This is a genomic window from Halomonas sp. G11 (genome assembly GCF_001663515.1).
Classification (GTDB): domain Bacteria; phylum Pseudomonadota; class Gammaproteobacteria; order Pseudomonadales; family Halomonadaceae; genus Vreelandella.
The window spans coordinates 152610-169739 of sequence record NZ_LYXG01000023.1; the positions used below are offsets into that span (position 1 = coordinate 152610).

A 17130-nucleotide genomic window follows, 5' to 3' on the forward strand; every position below is an offset into this window, starting at 1 on the left:
AACGGCCAACTACCTCTAAGGAGGTAGCGAGTTATTTAAGTTAAGGCATTGTTTTTATGAGTTATTTTTATGTGTGGGCGGTGTGGGTGCAGGATCAAAATTTGCCGCTAGGTATTTAGGGGTAACCACATAGAACCGGTTTAGCTTATCCCTTCCTGCACAGCCCAAACGGCGGCCTCTACCCGCGAGCGAAGGTGAAGCTTTTTTAGCAGGTGCTTAACGTGGACCTTGACTGTGCCTTCAGTAATACCCAGTTTGCGGGCAATCAGCTTGTTGGACATTCCCGCCGACAGTTCACGCAGTATTTCCTTCTCTCGCTGGGTCAACGATGCCGATGAAGGCGCTGGCGAGGCACCGCGCTGGTTGCGCAGCGCCTGGGCCAGGAGGGCGGTCAGGTTCTCGCTGATCGCCATACGTCCCTTGGCGGCCTGGCGCAGTTGATGGACCATATCTTCGGGTTCCATGTCCTTGAGCAAATAGCCGTCGGCGCCGCCGCGCAGCGCATCGACCACGTCATCCTCCTGATCCGAGACCGTGTACATGATTATGCGACCGCCGTAGCCCGCATCGCGAAGGTGCTGGAGGGTTTCCAGGCCGCTCATGTCGGGCATGTTCATATCGAGCAGCAGCATGTCCGGCTCGAGCGCAACGGCCTGCTGGATTCCCTCCTGCGGCGAGCCGGTCTCGTAAATCAGCTGCAGATCATCCTCCATGTCCAACAGCTGGCGGACGCCGCGGCGCAGTAGCGGGTGATCGTCGATGACCATGATGGTGGCGATCGGGTCCGCAGCGGAGCTGGGAGTGCTCATAGGCGCGCTTCCTTGATGAGTCGATTGGCCTGGGGCGTAAAACACAGATAAACGCCGGTTCCGCCTGTGGGGCGGTTATGAAAGGTCAATATGCCGTTAATATGGCTGGCCCGATCGCGCATGATCACCAGCCCGAAATGCATGGGCGGCGACTCGGCTTGCTTGAGTCCAACACCGTCGTCCTCGATGGTCAGACGCAGTTCGGCCTGCTCAAAGGTCAAGCTGACACTGGCCCATTGGGCGTTGGCGTGTTTGAGCGTATTGGCTAGCGCTTCACGGGTGATTTGTAAGATGTGCACGTCTTCGTTAGCGCTGAGCAAATGGGGCGGCACGGCATAGCTAAAGGCTACTGAAAAACCCAGCCGCTCGCTGAATTCATCGACGGTATGTTGCAGTGCCGCCTGCAGACCCGGTTTATCCAGTGACAGCCGGAACGTGCTCAATAGCTCACGCAGTTGGCGATAGGCACTGTTCAATCCATCGCGTAAATCGCTCATCACGTTGCTTTGTTGCTCAACGGGCACTGCCTTGGCCTGCATGCGCTCGAGCCGGGCTACCTGCATCTTGAGATAAGACAGCGATTGGGCCAGCGAATCATGCAGTTCACGGGCGATGATGGTGCGTTCCTTGATCAGCGACAGCTGCTGCTGCTCTTCGATTCGCTGCTGCAGGTATATAGCGGTGGCCAGTTGCCCGCATAGCGTGTTGAGCAGTTGGTGGGTGGTATCGCTGATAGGGCTGGTATAGCTAACAGTCAAATACCCTAGAGTTAAATGCCCAGCAGTAATGGGTAGTTGCAGCTGATGAGTATGGCTATCGACGCGCAAAGCAGGGTCGTGAGTCGTATCACCCAAACCGATAGGCTGAGCGGGCTCCAGGCAGGCCACGCAGGCCAGGTCGCGGCAATAACGAGGGCGTTCAAGCGAGTGGGTGGCAAGAATTTCCATATCGCTGTTGTCGTGGGAATTATGCAGAGACAGGGACATGGGGCCAATGGCCAATAAGGCCTCCAGTTCACGGAGCATCGGGGCGGCGCTTGAGCAAAGGTCGTTGCCACCGCCATAAAGCGCTCGGCTGCCGTCATGAATAATTTGCAGCGCCCGGTTATGGCGCTTGAGTTCTGCCTGCTTGCTGAACACCCGGGACTCGAGTTTCTGGTAGCTGTCGCCAAGTTCCGCAGCCATCTGGTTGAACGTTTGGCCCAGCTGACCCAGCTCATCTTTGGAATGAGCCGGCGCACGGTAGCCAAAATTGCGCTTGCCCACTTCACGGCTGAGCCGCATTAATCGCCGTAGTGGCTTGATAAAATGGGCGCGAAGGTCGTAGAGCGCCGCGGTCAAGAGCAGGCCAATCAATACCAAGCTTCCCATCTGCAGCTGGGTCAGAAAGCGGATCTTGTCCTGGCTATGGTCTTCCAGAAGAGTGACAAAGTGGTCGATATCGGCGATATAACCATCGAGACTGTCGATCACAAGGCGAACGTCGCCACCGTCGCCGTCTCGTGCACGTTCGATCAGCGGGGTGATATCGCGCTGCCATTGGGTGGTCAATGAAGTGAGTGACTGCTCGGCCTGATCCGTTAACGAAACACCCGCCCGGTCAGTTAAAGCAGGGCTTGCCAGCCGTTCGGAAAAGCGTGCCGTGGCTCGGTCAATCGCAGCCTGGCGTGCGTTGCTGTTGGTGGTCGACGGCTGCTGAAGCGTCTGGCTGATTTGCGCGCTGTACAACCTGAGCGAGCCGGCCACGTTAATCGCTTCGGCGTCGCCCTGGCTGCGTTGGGCAATCACAATGGTCGCGCTGATGCTGGCGATGGCCATGCTACCGATGATCAGCAGTAACGCGACGATTCTGACGACCAACGAATGGTGTAGGGGGTTCATGTCACTCCCGGTGCGCAGAGAAGGCATCTAGGGTGCGGTATTGGGCCGTGCCCCTATTATTTAATCAAGTAAGTGTAATGCTTCTTTGTGGGGATAAGAAGAGTATCGCGGGCAAGGGGTAAGCGTGCGCTTATTGATCGGCATAGGCGTTTGGGCGTGTGACAATAAAACTGGCAGCGCCGATGAAAAATGTAGCCATCCCCACGAGCAGGAAGTGGTGTGCGCCGCTGGCCAACAGTATCAGCCAAGTGCTCGTCAACAGCCCCAAGGCAATGATCTTGGCACGCTTTGGAATGGCCCGCTGCTCGTGCCAGGCGTGAAGGTAGGGGCCCATACGCGGATGGTGATACAACCAGTGTGCCATGCGGGGAGAGCCTTTGGTGGCGGCCCACAGCGCGAGCAGTAAAAACGGTGTAGTGGGTACGAGAGGCAGCACAATCCCGGCGATGCCCAGACCGATACACAGGTAGGCAAGCGCACACCAGGCTATCTGTGTCAGTCGCATGGGCTCTCCTTTTTCATTATGTCCAGGTATCAGCCAAGCCAGCCAAGCCAGGATAGCGGCGAACGCTGTATGGCGGCCCCCAACATGTAGCCAAATACGCTGATCGCCGCCAACGCCGCCATGGCTCTCGTGGTCGGCGTTCTGCCGCGCTTGATGGCGACCGTGCCCAGCACGATATAAATAACCAGCGCGGTGATTTTAGCGCTTAGCCAGGGTGGCAACGGCCAGAAATTCAGTATAACAGCCAGCGATACTCCAAGGGCCAGCAGGGCCGTATCGATGATATGCGGTATCACCTTTACCCAGCGGGCCTGAAGCACGAGGGCGCCGTTGAACGACCAGATAGCGCGCAGGACAAAAAATGCCAGACTCGCATAAGCCGCGGTGATATGCAGGTGCTTTAGCAATAAATAGTGCTCCGCCACGATCATCTCCCCATAAGCCGCCGGTTGCCGACATTGCCTGCTTAACCATCATTGCCATCAACGCGTGCAGAGAAGAGCGGGACGGTGTAGTGCAGTAAAAAAACCAAATAGCTGATGCACCAGGCGATGATGGCCGCGCTAAACACCCAATGGCTTGTCTGCGGAAATACCACCAGCCACACCGAACGCAGCAGCCCTGCGATTAGCAGGATGCCCAGCGCCAAGCCTACTCCCGGTAACGTCTGGATGGCGCGTCCGGTATGGCCCAGCGACACCCGCGCCATCATGGCGAGCATCATCGTTGCCATGGCGCCAATCGCCAGCGCGTGCACGGCGGTTTCGACGCGCTGGCCGCTGACTAGCTGCCATGCCCAAAGCACCAACCCAAGGGGAATAAAGGCATAGCTTAGGTGCAATCCCCATAAAAGCGGTTCGCGCCAGCCAAGCCAGCCTTTCCACTGGGCTAATCGCCAGGCATTACTTAAAGCGGCGATAGTCATTAACGTGGCCATTAACCGGTCAGAGCCCAGGTCGCTTAACATACTCATCAGTTGTAGAACGACGATGGCTGCCATGCTGCCAAGGCTCAGCGCCTCGAGTAGCGGGGAGCGATCAGGTTGAGGAAAGCCCAGTTTGCGCGCGGTGAAAAACGCTATCACGCGTCCGCCCAATACCACCATCAGCAGGGTAATAGTCAATACAGCCAGATGGCTTGCCTCGCGAATCAGCAGGGCGTTGCCGTTTATCACCCCGAGGTGCATGGTGGCATTGGCGGTGCCCAGCAGCAGTAGCACGGGAAGAAACAAGAGGTTGCGCCATAAGCGTACGGCCACAACGCTGCGCGCCATGATGATCGCAACCAGCGGTAGAAAGCTGACATCCACCAGCAATAATAGCCAACCGGGTAGAGAGGCGGCGTAGGCCAGCAATACCCTGGCGGCGAGCCATAGCACCACCAATCCCAGTAGCGCCCAGCCCGATACCCCGGGCCGCCCCGTCCAGTTCTGTACTGCGGTAAGCAGAAAACCGGCGATAACGGCACCCGCAAAGCCAAACAGCATTTCATGCTGATGCCACCACAGCATGCCGCCGTAGGGAGAAAGCCAAACGTTGCCGTGCCAAAAGCCCAGCCATACCAGCATGGCGAGCAGGCTAAACAGCGCGGCAAAATAAAAGAAAGGACGAAAGGCCAAACGCAGTAGCGGTAAGCGATCAGAAAGTTGACGTAAGCTCATAAGCGCGCCTTTAAGTGCGAAAGCTGAGTGTTTTAGTTGGGTACTATCCTATGCCGATGCCCTTACCATCATTGACGCAGGTCAGTGACCGCAAGCGTTTTTCGCCCTCTATCCCCAGTGGTTTGGGAGTTCTATCACCTAAGAGGTAGGGGTGGGGTATATAGAGGTAACTGGGCAGAAATCGCCTGTTCAATCCCCCACAATCGATTTCCAAGACGTCTGCTATCAGGCGATTGCTTTCCTTTGAGAAGCCTGGAGATCGACCATGAGTCATTTCATTGACCGGCTAAATTTTTTCCGCAAAGCCCGCGAGCCTTTTGCGAGTGACCACGGTGAAGTTCGCCAAGAGGACCGCCAGTGGGAAGATAGTTACCGCCGCCGCTGGCAGCACGACAAAGTCGTGCGCTCTACCCACGGTGTGAACTGCACCGGCTCGTGCAGCTGGAAAATCTACGTCAAGAATGGCCTGGTGACCTGGGAGACCCAGCAGACCGATTACCCGCGCACGCGGCCCGATCTTCCCAATCACGAACCGCGCGGCTGCCCTCGGGGCGCCAGCTACTCCTGGTACATGTATAGCGCCAACCGCTTGAAGTACCCGTTGATCCGCAAAGCCCTGCTGAGCCTGTGGCGCGAAGCGCTGGCTGAAAAAAACGACCCGGTGGATGCCTGGGAATACCTTGTTAGCGACCCAGCGAAAACCCAGCAGTACAAGCGCGCCCGGGGCATGGGCGGGTTTGTGCGCGCGGAGTGGGACGAACTCAACCAGCTGATCGCCGCCTCCAACGTATACACCGCCAAGCAATACGGGCCGGATCGCATCCTCGGGTTCTCGCCGATCCCGGCGATGTCGATGGTCAGCTATGCCGCCGGCAGTCGCTATTTGTCGCTGATCGGCGGCGTATGCATGAGCTTTTACGACTGGTACTGCGATCTGCCCCCCGCCTCGCCGATGACCTGGGGCGAGCAGACCGACGTGCCCGAGTCCGCCGACTGGTACAACTCGGGCTATATCATCGCCTGGGGGTCCAACGTGCCGCAGACCCGCACGCCGGATGCCCACTTCTTTACCGAGGTGCGTTACAAGGGTACCAAGACGGTCTCGATCACGCCGGATTACGCCGAAGTCTCCAAGCTCACCGACGAATGGATGAGCGCCAAGCAGGGCACCGACGCTGCGCTTGCCATGGCGATGGGGCACGTGATCCTCAAGGAATTCCACCTCAACAACCCAAGCGTCTACTTCACCGATTACGTGCGTCGCTACACCGATATGCCGTGCCTGGTCGAGCTGGAGACCCGCGAGGACGGCACTATCGTGCCGGGTCGCCAACTGCGCGCGGCCGACTTTGCGGACAACCTGGGCCAGCAGAATAATCCCGAGTGGAAAACGCTTGCCTGGGACGAAACCCGTGATCAGCTTGTGGTGCCGCGGGGCTCGATTGGTTTTCGCTGGGGCGAAGACGAGGCCAATCAGGGCAAGTGGAATCTTGAGCCGCGTGATGCCGAGGGCGGCGAGATCAAGCCGCTGCTGACCTTTGTGGGACGTCACGACGACGTCGCGCGGGTGGCGTTTCCCTACTTTGGCGGCATCGAGCACGAGCACTTCAATCATGTCGCCGGCGCGAGCGGCGACCGTCTCTATCACTGCCTGCCCGTCAAGCGGCTGATCAAAGCCGATGGCAGCAGCGTAATGGCAGTGACGGTTTTCGACCTGATGTGCGCCAACTACGGCATCGACCGCGGCCTGGGCAACGAGGGCGAAGACGACGGCGCGACGGCTTACGATCAGATCAAACCCTATACCCCCGCCTGGCAGGAAAAGATCACCGGCGTCTCCGCCGAGCAGGCAACCCGGATCGCCCGGGAATTCGCCGATAACGCGGACAAAACCCAAGGCCGATCCATGATCATCGTCGGCGCCGGGATGAACCACTGGTACCACATGGACATGAACTACCGTGGCCTGATCAATATGCTGATCATGTGTGGTTGTATCGGCCAGAGCGGTGGCGGCTGGGCGCACTATGTCGGCCAGGAGAAGCTGCGCCCGCAGACCGGCTGGCTCCCGCTCGCCTTTGGTCTTGACTGGACGCGCCCCCCACGGCACATGAATTCCACCTCGTTTTTCTATAACCACTCCTCGCAGTGGCGCTACGAGAAGCTGGAGATCAAGGAGATTCTCTCGCCGCTGGCGGATACTTCGCGGCACACCGGGAGCCTGATCGATTACAACGTCCGTGCCGAGCGCATGGGCTGGCTCCCCTCGGCGCCGCAGCTGGGCACCAACCCGCTGCGTATTGCTGAAGCGGCAAAAGCCGCGGACATGACCAGCAAAGACTACGTCGTGGATCAGTTGAAGAAAGGCGAGCTTTCCTTTGCCGCCGAAGATCCTGACAACCCGCAGAACTTTCCGCGCAATATGTTTATCTGGCGCTCCAACCTGCTCGGCAGCTCCGGCAAGGGGCATGAATACATGCTCAAGTACCTGCTGGGGACGCGCCACGGTATTCAAGGCAAGGATCTGGGCGATTTTGGCGGCCAGAAGCCCGAAGAAGTGAAATGGCACGACGAAGCGCCGGAAGGCAAGCTCGACCTGCTGGTGACGCTGGACTTCCGCATGTCGACCACCTGCCTGTATTCCGACATCGTGCTGCCCACGGCCACGTGGTATGAAAAAAATGACCTGAACACCTCGGATATGCACCCGTTTATTCATCCGCTGACGGCGGCCACCGACCCGGCGTGGGAATCGCGCAGCGATTGGGACATCTACAAGGGCATTGCCAAGGCGTTTTCAAAAGCCTGCGTCGGCCACCTTGGCGAAGAAACCGATCTGGTCACGCTGCCGCTACAGCACGACTCACCGGGGGAGCTATCCCAGGTGGATGTCAAAGACTGGAAAAAAGGCCAATGCGACCCGATCCCCGGCAAAACCATGCCTGCCTTGATGGAAGTGCAGCGTAACTATCCGGAAACCTATGAGCGCTTCACGTCGCTTGGTCCGGCGCTTGAAAAGCTCGGCAACGGCGGTAAAGGCATCAACTGGAATACCGATTCCGAAGTTGAGCTGCTCGGCAAGCTTAATAAACGCAAGCTCGAGGGTTCGGCCAAAGGCCGCCCGTGCATCGAGTCAGCGATCGACGCCGCCGAAACCGTGTTGACCCTCGCCCCGGAAACCAACGGTCATGTGGCGGTGAAGGCCTGGGGCGCGCTTGGCAAGATTACCGGGCTGGATCACACCCATCTGGCGACACCCAAGCAGGAAGAAAAAATCCGCTTCCGGGACATCGTCGCCCAGCCGCGCAAGATTATCTCCAGCCCGACCTGGTCCGGCCTGGAAGATGAGCACGTTTCCTACAACGCCGGCTACACCAACGTCCACGAGCTGATTCCCTGGCGCACGGTGAGTGGTCGTCAGCAGCTGTATCAAGATCACGCCTGGATGCGTGACTTCGGTGAAAGCCTGCTGGTCTACCGCCCGCCGATCAACACCAAGGCAGCCGAGAACTTCCCGCTTCCGGCGGATAACGGCTTCAAGAGCAAGGCACTCAACTTTTTGACGCCGCACCAGAAGTGGGGGATTCACTCGACCTATTCGGACAATCAATTGATGTTGACGCTCAACCGGGGCGGCCCGGTGGTGTGGCTGTCCGAAGACGATGCGGCCGACCTGGGTATTGACGACAACGACTGGCTGGAAGTCTTCAACGCTAACGGCTCGATTGCCGCCCGCGCGGTGGTCAGCCAACGGATCAAGGTCGGCATGGTGATGATGTACCACGCCCAGGAACGCCAGGTGAACGTCCCAGGCTCCGAGATTACCGGTACCCGTGGGGGTATTCACAACTCCGTTACCCGGGTTTGCCCCAAGCCGACGCACATGATCGGCGGCTATGCCCAGCTCGCTTACAGCTTTAACTACTACGGCACCGTGGGGTCGAACCGCGATGAGTTTGTGCTGGTTCGCAAGATGAAGCACATCGATTGGCTCGATGGCGAAGGCAACGATTACGTCCAGGAGGCCGTCAAATGAAAATTCGCTCGCAAGTAGGCATGGTCCTCAACCTCGATAAGTGCATCGGCTGCCACACCTGCTCGGTGACCTGCAAAAACGTCTGGACCAGTCGCGAAGGCGTCGAGTACGCCTGGTTCAACAACGTCGAGACCAAGCCGGGCATTGGCTACCCCAAGGAGTGGGAGAACCAGGCTAAATGGAAGGGCGGCTGGATGCGGCGCCGCGACGGCAAGATCGAGCCGCGCATCGGCGGTAAGTGGCGGGTGCTGGCCAACATTTTTGCCAACCCCGACCTCCCCGAAGTGGATGATTACTACGAGCCGTTCACCTTCGACTATCAGCACCTGCACACGGCCAAGCAAAGCGAGCACCAGCCAGTGGCACGCCCGCGCTCGCTGATTTCCGGCGAGCGGATGAAGAAGATCGAGTGGGGGCCGAACTGGGAAGAAATCCTGGGTACCGAGTTTGCCAAGCGTCGAAAGGACATGAATTTCGAGAAGGTGCAGGCCGATATTTACGGTCAGTTTGAAAACACCTTCATGATGTATCTGCCGCGACTCTGCGAACACTGCTTGAACCCTACCTGTGTGGCGAGCTGCCCCAGCGGCGCGATCTACAAGCGCGAAGAAGACGGTATCGTGCTGATCGATCAGGACAAGTGCCGCGGCTGGCGGATGTGTATTTCCGGCTGCCCGTACAAGAAAATCTACTACAACTGGAAAAGCGGCAAATCCGAAAAATGTATTTTCTGCTACCCGCGCATCGAGTCCGGTCAGCCAACGGTTTGCTCGGAAACCTGCGTGGGCCGGATCCGCTATCTCGGCGTGCTGCTCTACGACGCCGACCGCATCGAGGAGGTGGCAAGCGCGCCCAGCGAGCAGGATCTTTACCATCGTCAGCGTGAGATCTTCCTCGACCCCAACGACCCCGAAGTGATTGCCCAGGCAAAACAGGACGGCATCACCGATAACGTCATCCAAGCCGCACAGGAATCGCCGGTGTATAAACTGGCGATGGACTGGGGGCTGGCGCTGCCGCTACACCCGGAATACCGCACGCTGCCGATGGTCTGGTACGTACCGCCGCTGTCGCCGATTCAGTCCGCCGCGGAAGACGGCAAGGTCGAGTTCGACGGCGTGATGCCGAAAATCGAGTCCCTGCGCATCCCGGTGAAGTATCTGGCCAACATGCTCACCGCCGGTGAAGAAGCGCCCGTGGTGCTGGCGCTCAAGCGCCTGATGGCCATGCGTCTGTATATGCGCGGTAAACACGTCGAGGGCGAGCCCAATACCGAGGTGCTCGACCAGGTGGATCTGACGCCGACCCAGGTGGAGGAAATGTACCGCTACCTTGCCATTGCCGATTACGAAGACCGCTTCGTGATTCCCACCAGCCACCGCGAAATGGCCACGGATGCGTTTCCCGAACGCGGCGGCTGCGGCTTCAGCTTTGGCGAGGGCTGCCATGGCGAGAGCAAGGCCAGCCTGTTCAACGGCCGCTCCAACACTGACACCCTGGTCAAACCGGTTGAAACCTTTGATCCCAACGCTCAAGCCGAGGAGGCGCGACATGGGTAACGCTGCCGAAAACATGCTGCCCGACGAGCAGGATGAAATGTTGAGTTTACGCGTGCTCGCCAGGCTTCTGGATTATCCCAGCGTTGATCTGCAGCAGGCGACCGGTGAGTTGAGCGACATTATCGACGCAGAGCGTCGCTGGCGCTCGCCATTGCGCCAGCAGCTGATCAATTGGTGTCAGCGCATCGCCGACACTGATCTGCTCGACCTGCAGGCAGAGTACGTTGCGCTATTCGATAAAGGACGGTCGACGTCGTTGCTGCTGTTTGAGCACGTGCACGGCGAGTCTCGCGATCGCGGTCAGGCAATGGTCGATTTGATGAACGAGTACCAGGCCGCCGGGTTTGAGCTCGATGCGCGTGAGCTGCCGGACTTCCTGCCGCTGTTTCTCGAGTATCTCTCCACGCGCCCGGAAGGGGAAATAGCCCGTTGGCTGGGCGAAATTCGTCACATCCTGGCGCTATTGATGGCGCGGCTGGAAGAACGCGAAGCGGACCATGCCCTTGCTCCTTATGCATTACTGGCACTGATTGGTGCTGAAGAGGAGGTCAATGAACACCGTGATGAGGTGAAAGCCGAGGTGCCTGATGACACGCCGGAGGCACTGGATGCCGTATGGGAAGAAGAAGCGGTGCGTTTTTCTGCCGAGTCCGATCAGGACTGCGCGCTGCAGTCCGCCGAAGGGCGTCGGCTTGCCGAGCGCAAGCGCAGCGTTCCCAGCGACCCCGTTAACATTATGCCCAGCACTGGCGCCGCTAAGCCTGGCCCAAGCGAGCGCTAAAGGAGAATCCCCATGGTTAGCGACTACCTTCATCAACTGGTTTATGGCTACTACCCCTATTTGGCGGGCACGGTATTTTTGCTTGGCAGCCTGCTGCGTTTTGATCACGGCCAGTACACCTGGAAAACCGGCTCCAGCCAAATGCTGTCGTCGAAAAACATGCGGTTAGCAAGCAACCTATTCCATATCGGCATCATCACCATCTTTTTTGGCCACCTGGTAGGGCTATTGACGCCACACTGGGCCTACGCACCGTTTATGAGCGCAGGTACCAAACAAATCATCGCCATTGTGGTGGGGGGCATCGCTGGCGTTATGTGCCTAGTGGGTGGTGCCATGTTGGCTTATCGCCGTGTTGCCAACCCACGGGTGCGAGCCTCGTCGAGCCTCATGGATACGTTGATGATTTTACTGCTGGTGGTGCAGGTTTCGTTAGGCCTGCTGACGATCATTCCGGCATTGAATCACCTTGATGGCGGCGTGATGATTCAGCTTGCCCACTGGGCCCAGGCGGTGGTGTTCTTCCAGGGCGGCGCTGCCAGTTACCTCGTAGGCGTTGGCTTTATCTACAAGCTGCACATTCTGGTCGGCTTGACGATTATTTTGATCTTTCCCTTTACCCGCCTTGTTCATGTATGGAGCGCGCCGTTTGGCTATGTCACTCGTCGTTATCAGTTGGTGCGTAAAAGAGGCTAAGGAGTGTTGTCATGCAGATGATAGATATTGAACAACTACCGGGCGAGGCAACGACTCCAGCGGTTAGTGTTGGTGGTCAGCCCATTCTAGACAGTGATATCGCCCAGGAAATGCAGTACCACCCGGCGGACAGCGCCGGGAGCGCGCAGTTGAAAGCCGCCCGGGCGCTGGTGGTTCGGGAACTCCTGCGCCAGCGTGCGACCGAGCTTGGGCTGCTTCAAGAGGGCGACGATGCTGATGATCAGGCAGTTGCCGCGCTACTCGAGCAAGAGCTTGCAGTGCCTGAGCCCTCAGAAGAAGACTGCGAGCGTTTCTACGCCACTCACCCTGAGCGTTTTTGTGAACCCACGCGAGTGAGCGTTCGTCATATTCTGCTTGCCGCTGCGCCGGACGACGCTGAAGCACGGGACGCGCAGTATCATCAGGGGGTGACATTGCTGGAAACACTCAGGCAGCACCCTGAGCGGTTGACCGAGTTTGCTCAGCGCTATTCTGCTTGCCCCTCGAATGAGCAGGGTGGTGAGCTTGGCTGGCTGGTGCCAGGGCAAACCGTGGGGGAGCTTGACCGCGCGCTGCAACACCTGCCGGAGGGTCTGCACGATCGTCCGCTTGCGTCGCGCTACGGCTGGCATCTGGTCATGGTGGACGCACGCGAGGACGGACGGCAGTTGGCCTATAGTGATGTGGCCGACCGTGTACACCTTAGCCTGCACGAACAGGCGACCCGCCGCGGTCTGCGGCATTACCTGCTGGCGCTGGAAGCGGATATTGGCGTGGAAGGGGTGGCGCTTGACGATGATAGCGGTGACTCGCTGATGCAGTGATCACCGCCGTGTTATTCAGGAAAACCTAGTAAGCCCAGGTCAGCGCCATCAGCACGCCCCAAGCGAGCACGCCTGCCGACATGATGGTATAGGTCGCCGACATGGTGGCCATATCATGGTCGTGTCTCCCGCAAAGCGCCTGCAGGCCGTGATAGATCAGGCTGCACGAGACGCCAAGCGCCGCTAACACGACCAGCACATTAAGCAGCAGGTTCGGAATGAGCAGTATGAGCGATGATGCCCATAGCGGTAGTGGGGCCAGCGCGGCCAGCAGGTAGGCGTCCGGATAGTCGATGGAAAGCGCCTGGGTGCCATTGACCACGGTATGAATCACCCACCCCATCATGAAAAACGTCAGCAGCTCGGCCAAAAATAAAATGGTGGTGATAAACCGCCATTCCCGATCGGCAAAGCCAGGCATCAGCGCATCGCCGTGGTGAGTGCCGGCAAAATAAAGCATGATTGGTGGCAGAAGCGACATGGGTAGTACCAGCCATCCCGCAAGCGCAGGTATCGACGGTTCCCGCCCGCGAAGTTCTTGCCATCCCACTTGATGATTAAAAGGCATTTGTGCGGCGGTCAGTAAATTCATCGGAGCACCTCCCCATTGGCTACGCGTACCGTGCAATGATAACGGTTGCCTACGTTTCAGGTTTAAAATATCATATTGTGATATTTAATGTTTAGGCGCTACACTGGTGGCTGTCAAGCCAACCCAGCTAAATAGAGACATAGCCAAACGATGCCCAATAATCCGACGTCGTCATTAACCAAACGGGATTTTCAGCAGCTTTCCCAGTTTCGTTACCAGCTCCGTTGCTTTTTACGCCACAGCGAAAATATTTGCCGCGAACATGGAATGACCTCGCTGCAGTATCAATTACTGCTGCACTTGCAAGGATTTGAAGGGCAGGAGTGGGCGACGGTGGGTCAGTTGGCCGAGCGTTTGCAGGCCAAGCATCACGGCACGGTCACCTTGATTGACCGTTGCGAACAGTTGGGGTTGGTGGAGCGGCGGCCAGGGCGTGAAGACCGTCGCCAGATCGAAGTCCACTTGCTGACAGAAGGTGCAAAGCGCGTGGCACAAATTGCCGAAATGCATCAGCCCGAACTTCGTCAGCTGCAGGAGGAAATACGCTTGCCTGACTGGGAGGGGCGGGTATGACGACTACCAGTAGCGTGGGTAGCGCCGATGGCGGGCCAGGTTGTTGATCAGGATGGCGACCATCAGCATGATCAGACAGCCCGCGCCAATCGGCACCAGGGGAAACCACCAGCCCAGGGCGTGCACGTTGTCGCCGCCGGCAACGGCAATCAATGCGGCGGCGGCACCCGGCGGGTGCACTGTATGAGTGAGCTGCATGACCAGAATGGATAATGACACGGCCAGCGCCATGGACATCGGGGTCGCGCCCAGCCATTGGTAACAGCCCACACCCACGGCGGCTGACAGCATGCTACCAAACAGGACGTGACTGGGTTGCGCAAACGGGCTTTCCGGCGCCGCGTAAATGAGTACCGAGGTGGCGCCAAACGAGCCGACAATCAGCAGTCCATTGGAGAGCCAGCCCGCGCTTAACCAGCAAATCAGCGCCATGCCGCTAAAGGCGCCCAGCCATGACCAGAAGGCGTCCTGCCAACCGACAAAAGGTCGTCGGGTACGTTCGCCACGCATTTTCCCCAGGTAGGTTTTCATTTGGCGCCTTGTTGCATCAAAAGGGTGCAGATAATGACAAAATGCACCTCCTTAAAGCAAGTGAGCGATTTGCATTCAGCCATGAAGCGGCTTCATGACGTTCTTTAGCCTTGCGTGGCATGGCATGATGAGGAGAGTCTGATGAGTTATGACATCGTCTTCAAACGTATTTACTCGCCGCAGGCAAACGATGACGGTGCCAGGGTGCTGGTTGACCGGCTTTGGCCAAGGGGCAAGTCCCGCGCGTCGCTTGCGCTTGACGAATGGTACCGCGACGCCTCGCCCGCGCCGGCGTTGCGGCGCGACTATCACCGCCACGCCATCAGCGAGGATGACTTCCGCGAGCGCTATCGCAAGGCATTGAAGACCGAGCCAGAGGTGCTGATTCCGCTGATGCGCTATGCCCGTCAGGGCAAGCTGACGCTTCTGACTGCTGCCCGCGATCCCGAGCATTCGCATTTGCCTGTACTAAGGGACATGCTCCTCGAAGCGTTGCGGCAAGAGGATGTCGCCGATCGTGAATGTGCGTCGCCACCGTGCTTTTTACCCCCTTCCTAGTCGGCTTGGTCTTTGCGTGTGCACCGCGTTTAGATCAGCGCCTCGATTTGTGCTCAGCGCCGGGTTAGCTTATTTGCCGAACCCAATGGGGTCGTTGCCAATCGAGGTCAGAGATGAAGAAAACGCTAGCGGCGTTTGCGCGCTGGGTGGCCGTATTGATCGTGATGTTGGCGGTGTTGCTGGCCGGCCCCGTCTGGATGTTGGCCAGCGACCAGATCGTTACCGAAGGCCACTGGTCGGCGCTTGACCGTTCCTCCGCCGCGATTGCCCCGGCCCCCGAGGAGGTCTCGGAGGCGGTGGTTCAGGTTTACGCCGCCCGCGCTTACAACTGGCGGGGAGCTTTCGGGGTGCATATCTGGATTGCCACCAAGGCGCAAAATGCTGACTACTACCGGCTGCACCAGGTGCTGAGCTGGCGGCGCCCCACGGTGGTATCGTCGATCGACACACCCGACCGCTCATGGTTTGGCAATGCGCCCGAAGTGCTGGCGGATTATCGCGGCGACCAGGCTCAGCAAATGATTCCCCAGATTGCCGATGCGGCGTCCCGCTTTCCCTACGCTGACCTCTACCGAGTGTGGCCGGGCCCCAACAGCAACAGTTTTATTGCCTGGGTGGCCCGCGAGGTCCCGGGTTTCGATGTATCGCTGCCGGTGACGGCCGTGGGCAAGGACTATCTGTTTGACGATGTGTTCGCGCCGAGCCCCAGCGGTACCGGGTATCAGCTTTCGCTAGGCGGTATCATAGGGGTACAGGTGGCGCTGGAAGAAGGTATTGAAGTCAACCTTCTGGGGCTGGGCATCGGCGTCGACCTCATGCGTCCGGCGCTGAAACTGCCGGGGATTGGACGGCTGGGCATGCCGGCCCGCGTCATGGGCAATCACCAGTAAGCACGGCTATCGCCTGAACGTCTCCTTTGTGGGCAAGCTCACTCACAATGGTGTATTATGTCTGTAGATACATTTATTGTTTATATGTGTTTACAGAAAGATGGCGAGGTGGCGATGCAAACGGCAAGCGAACTGGCTCACAATAAGGCAGCGGCAGCGGTAGGGCTGAAAGCCGCGGTGCGTATTCTGGATAAGTGGCGCGCGACCGGTGAGCAGGGGGAGGCCATTTTGCGCGTCTCCCACAGCACCTATGCCCGAGCGCGCCGTGGTGATGTGGCTGAAATCAAGCTCGACAGCGATCAACTCACGCGAATTAGCTATCTGCTCAATATTCATGCGGCATTACGCATGCTGTTTGAGAACCCCGAGAACCTGTATGGATTTGTCTCGATGGCCAATCATAACCCCTACTTCAACGGCCGTACGCCGCTTGACGTCATAAGTAGTGGTGATTTTGCCGCGCTTTACGAGACCTTCAAACGTATCGATAGCCTGCGGGGTGCCCAGTGGTAACGCCTGAGGAACTGCCCACATGTGCCGCAAAACGGGTCGAGAGTTACCGCTTGGTCAACAGCAAGTTTCCACCCATCGAGCTGTTTGACGACGTGGCAGATGCCGAGGAGTTTGAAGCGCTCTACGCGCTTCAGGCATTGACCAATCCACGCTTGCGAAACGAGGTCGGCGATCTGGGGCTTGTGCCCATTGAAGATATTCCCTTTGGTATTCGCGGCTGCTCTTATGCCACCGCACCCTTTACCCACGTCAACCCCAATGGCTCACGCTTCAGCGACGGCAGCTTTGGCGTACTTTATGTTGCCGATTCGCTGAGCGCCGCGATTGCGGAGGTAAAATACCACCAGCAAGCGTACTGGCAGAAAGTGCCGTCATTGCATTATGAGCGCTTCGTTTTCAGAGGCCTGAAATGCGTGTTCGATGAAGGTGGAAGCCGGGATGCATTGGCCTTGGCGCCAACCCATGCCATTTATCGTGCCGACGATTATCAGGCATCGCAGGCGTTGGGTGGGGCTTTGCGACACTCAGCAGGCGTTGGATTGCGTTATTATTCTGTGCGGCACAGCGGGGCCGTCTGCTGGGCGCTGATAACGCCGCGTCATGTCAAACAGGTGATTCAGACCACTCACTTTGAAATGGTCTGGAACGGTGCCATCGCCCAGGTTAATCGGCTTTCAGCCGTATCCGGGCCGCCAACTCCATCGCAAAAACAATGAAGTGGCT

At 58.3% G+C, this 17130-nt stretch carries 17 protein-coding genes; 10 read left to right on the forward strand and 7 right to left on the reverse strand.

Annotated features, from left to right (window positions below):
- Positions 1–140: 140 nt before the first annotated feature.
- The 5 genes from narL to ADS46_RS11625 all read right to left on the reverse strand — a co-directional run bounded on the left by narL (position 141) and on the right by ADS46_RS11625 (position 4854).
- On the reverse strand, positions 141–809 hold the full coding sequence (narL, locus tag ADS46_RS11605) for a two-component system response regulator NarL (RefSeq protein ID WP_066320310.1): 669 nt from the start codon (positions 807–809) through the stop codon (positions 141–143).
- The gene (locus tag ADS46_RS11610; RefSeq protein ID WP_066320312.1) at positions 806–2689 is read right to left on the reverse strand and encodes a HAMP domain-containing protein; all 1884 of its coding nucleotides are present in this window, start codon (positions 2687–2689) and stop codon (positions 806–808) included. The genes narL and ADS46_RS11610 overlap by 4 nt, the downstream gene beginning before the upstream one ends.
- Positions 2690–2819: 130 nt before the next feature.
- On the reverse strand, positions 2820–3194 hold the full coding sequence (locus ADS46_RS11615; protein ID WP_066320314.1) for a YbaN family protein: 375 nt from the start codon (positions 3192–3194) through the stop codon (positions 2820–2822).
- Between the two features lie 29 nt (positions 3195–3223).
- Positions 3224–3619, reverse strand: a complete 396-nt coding sequence (locus ADS46_RS11620; protein WP_234346819.1) for a SirB2 family protein — start codon at positions 3617–3619, stop codon at positions 3224–3226.
- Positions 3620–3660: 41 nt separating this feature from the next.
- Entirely contained in the window at positions 3661–4854 is a 1194-nt protein-coding gene (locus ADS46_RS11625; protein WP_066320318.1) for an NnrS family protein, read from the reverse strand.
- Between the two features lie 265 nt (positions 4855–5119).
- Between ADS46_RS11625 and ADS46_RS11630 the strand changes: the two genes are divergently transcribed.
- The 5 genes from ADS46_RS11630 to ADS46_RS11650 are packed head-to-tail and all read left to right on the forward strand — an operon-like array spanning position 5120 to position 12750.
- Complete coding sequence (locus ADS46_RS11630; RefSeq protein ID WP_066320321.1) at positions 5120–8890, forward strand: nitrate reductase subunit alpha; 3771 nt, start codon at positions 5120–5122, stop codon at positions 8888–8890.
- On the forward strand, positions 8887–10449 hold the full coding sequence (gene narH, locus ADS46_RS11635) for a nitrate reductase subunit beta (protein ID WP_066320324.1): 1563 nt from the start codon (positions 8887–8889) through the stop codon (positions 10447–10449). Before ADS46_RS11630 ends, narH begins: the two co-directional genes overlap by 4 nt.
- On the forward strand, positions 10442–11230 hold the full coding sequence (narJ, locus tag ADS46_RS11640; RefSeq protein WP_066320326.1) for a nitrate reductase molybdenum cofactor assembly chaperone: 789 nt from the start codon (positions 10442–10444) through the stop codon (positions 11228–11230). Before narH ends, narJ begins: the two co-directional genes overlap by 8 nt.
- Before the next feature lie 12 nt (positions 11231–11242).
- Positions 11243–11926 carry a respiratory nitrate reductase subunit gamma gene (gene narI / locus ADS46_RS11645; RefSeq protein WP_066320328.1) on the forward strand — a complete coding sequence of 228 codons (684 nt, stop codon included), beginning with the start codon at positions 11243–11245 and terminating at the stop codon, positions 11924–11926.
- A gap of 11 nt (positions 11927–11937) precedes the next feature.
- A complete protein-coding gene (locus ADS46_RS11650; protein WP_066320330.1) occupies positions 11938–12750 on the forward strand; it encodes a peptidylprolyl isomerase in 813 nt (270 codons plus the stop codon).
- 25 nt (positions 12751–12775) lie between these two features.
- On the opposite strand, the gene ADS46_RS11655 is transcribed toward ADS46_RS11650, so the two are convergent.
- Positions 12776–13342, reverse strand: coding sequence for a YIP1 family protein (locus ADS46_RS11655; RefSeq protein WP_066320331.1), 567 nt, complete (start codon positions 13340–13342; stop codon positions 12776–12778).
- Positions 13343–13609: 267 nt separating this feature from the next.
- Between ADS46_RS11655 and ADS46_RS11660 the strand changes: the two genes are divergently transcribed.
- Positions 13610–13915 (forward strand): MarR family transcriptional regulator, encoded by a 306-nt coding sequence (locus ADS46_RS11660; protein ID WP_234346820.1) that lies wholly within the window; start codon positions 13610–13612, stop codon positions 13913–13915.
- Positions 13916–13918: 3 nt separating this feature from the next.
- On the opposite strand, the gene ADS46_RS11665 is transcribed toward ADS46_RS11660, so the two are convergent.
- The gene (locus ADS46_RS11665; RefSeq protein WP_066320340.1) at positions 13919–14446 is read right to left on the reverse strand and encodes an HPP family protein; all 528 of its coding nucleotides are present in this window, start codon (positions 14444–14446) and stop codon (positions 13919–13921) included.
- A 141-nt stretch (positions 14447–14587) separates the two neighbouring features.
- Between ADS46_RS11665 and ADS46_RS11670 the strand changes: the two genes are divergently transcribed.
- The 4 genes from ADS46_RS11670 to ADS46_RS11685 all read left to right on the forward strand — a co-directional run bounded on the left by ADS46_RS11670 (position 14588) and on the right by ADS46_RS11685 (position 17123).
- Positions 14588–15004: a DUF488 domain-containing protein gene (locus tag ADS46_RS11670; RefSeq protein WP_066320342.1), complete on the forward strand. Its 417-nt coding sequence runs from the start codon at positions 14588–14590 to the stop codon at positions 15002–15004.
- A gap of 113 nt (positions 15005–15117) precedes the next feature.
- Positions 15118–15894 carry a DUF3750 domain-containing protein gene (locus tag ADS46_RS11675; RefSeq protein ID WP_066320343.1) on the forward strand — a complete coding sequence of 259 codons (777 nt, stop codon included), beginning with the start codon at positions 15118–15120 and terminating at the stop codon, positions 15892–15894.
- Between the two features lie 57 nt (positions 15895–15951).
- The gene (locus ADS46_RS11680) at positions 15952–16407 is read left to right on the forward strand and encodes an MbcA/ParS/Xre antitoxin family protein (RefSeq protein WP_234346821.1); all 456 of its coding nucleotides are present in this window, start codon (positions 15952–15954) and stop codon (positions 16405–16407) included.
- Complete coding sequence (locus ADS46_RS11685; protein WP_066320345.1) at positions 16401–17123, forward strand: RES family NAD+ phosphorylase; 723 nt, start codon at positions 16401–16403, stop codon at positions 17121–17123. Before ADS46_RS11680 ends, ADS46_RS11685 begins: the two co-directional genes overlap by 7 nt.
- The last annotated feature ends 7 nt before the right edge of the window (positions 17124–17130 follow it).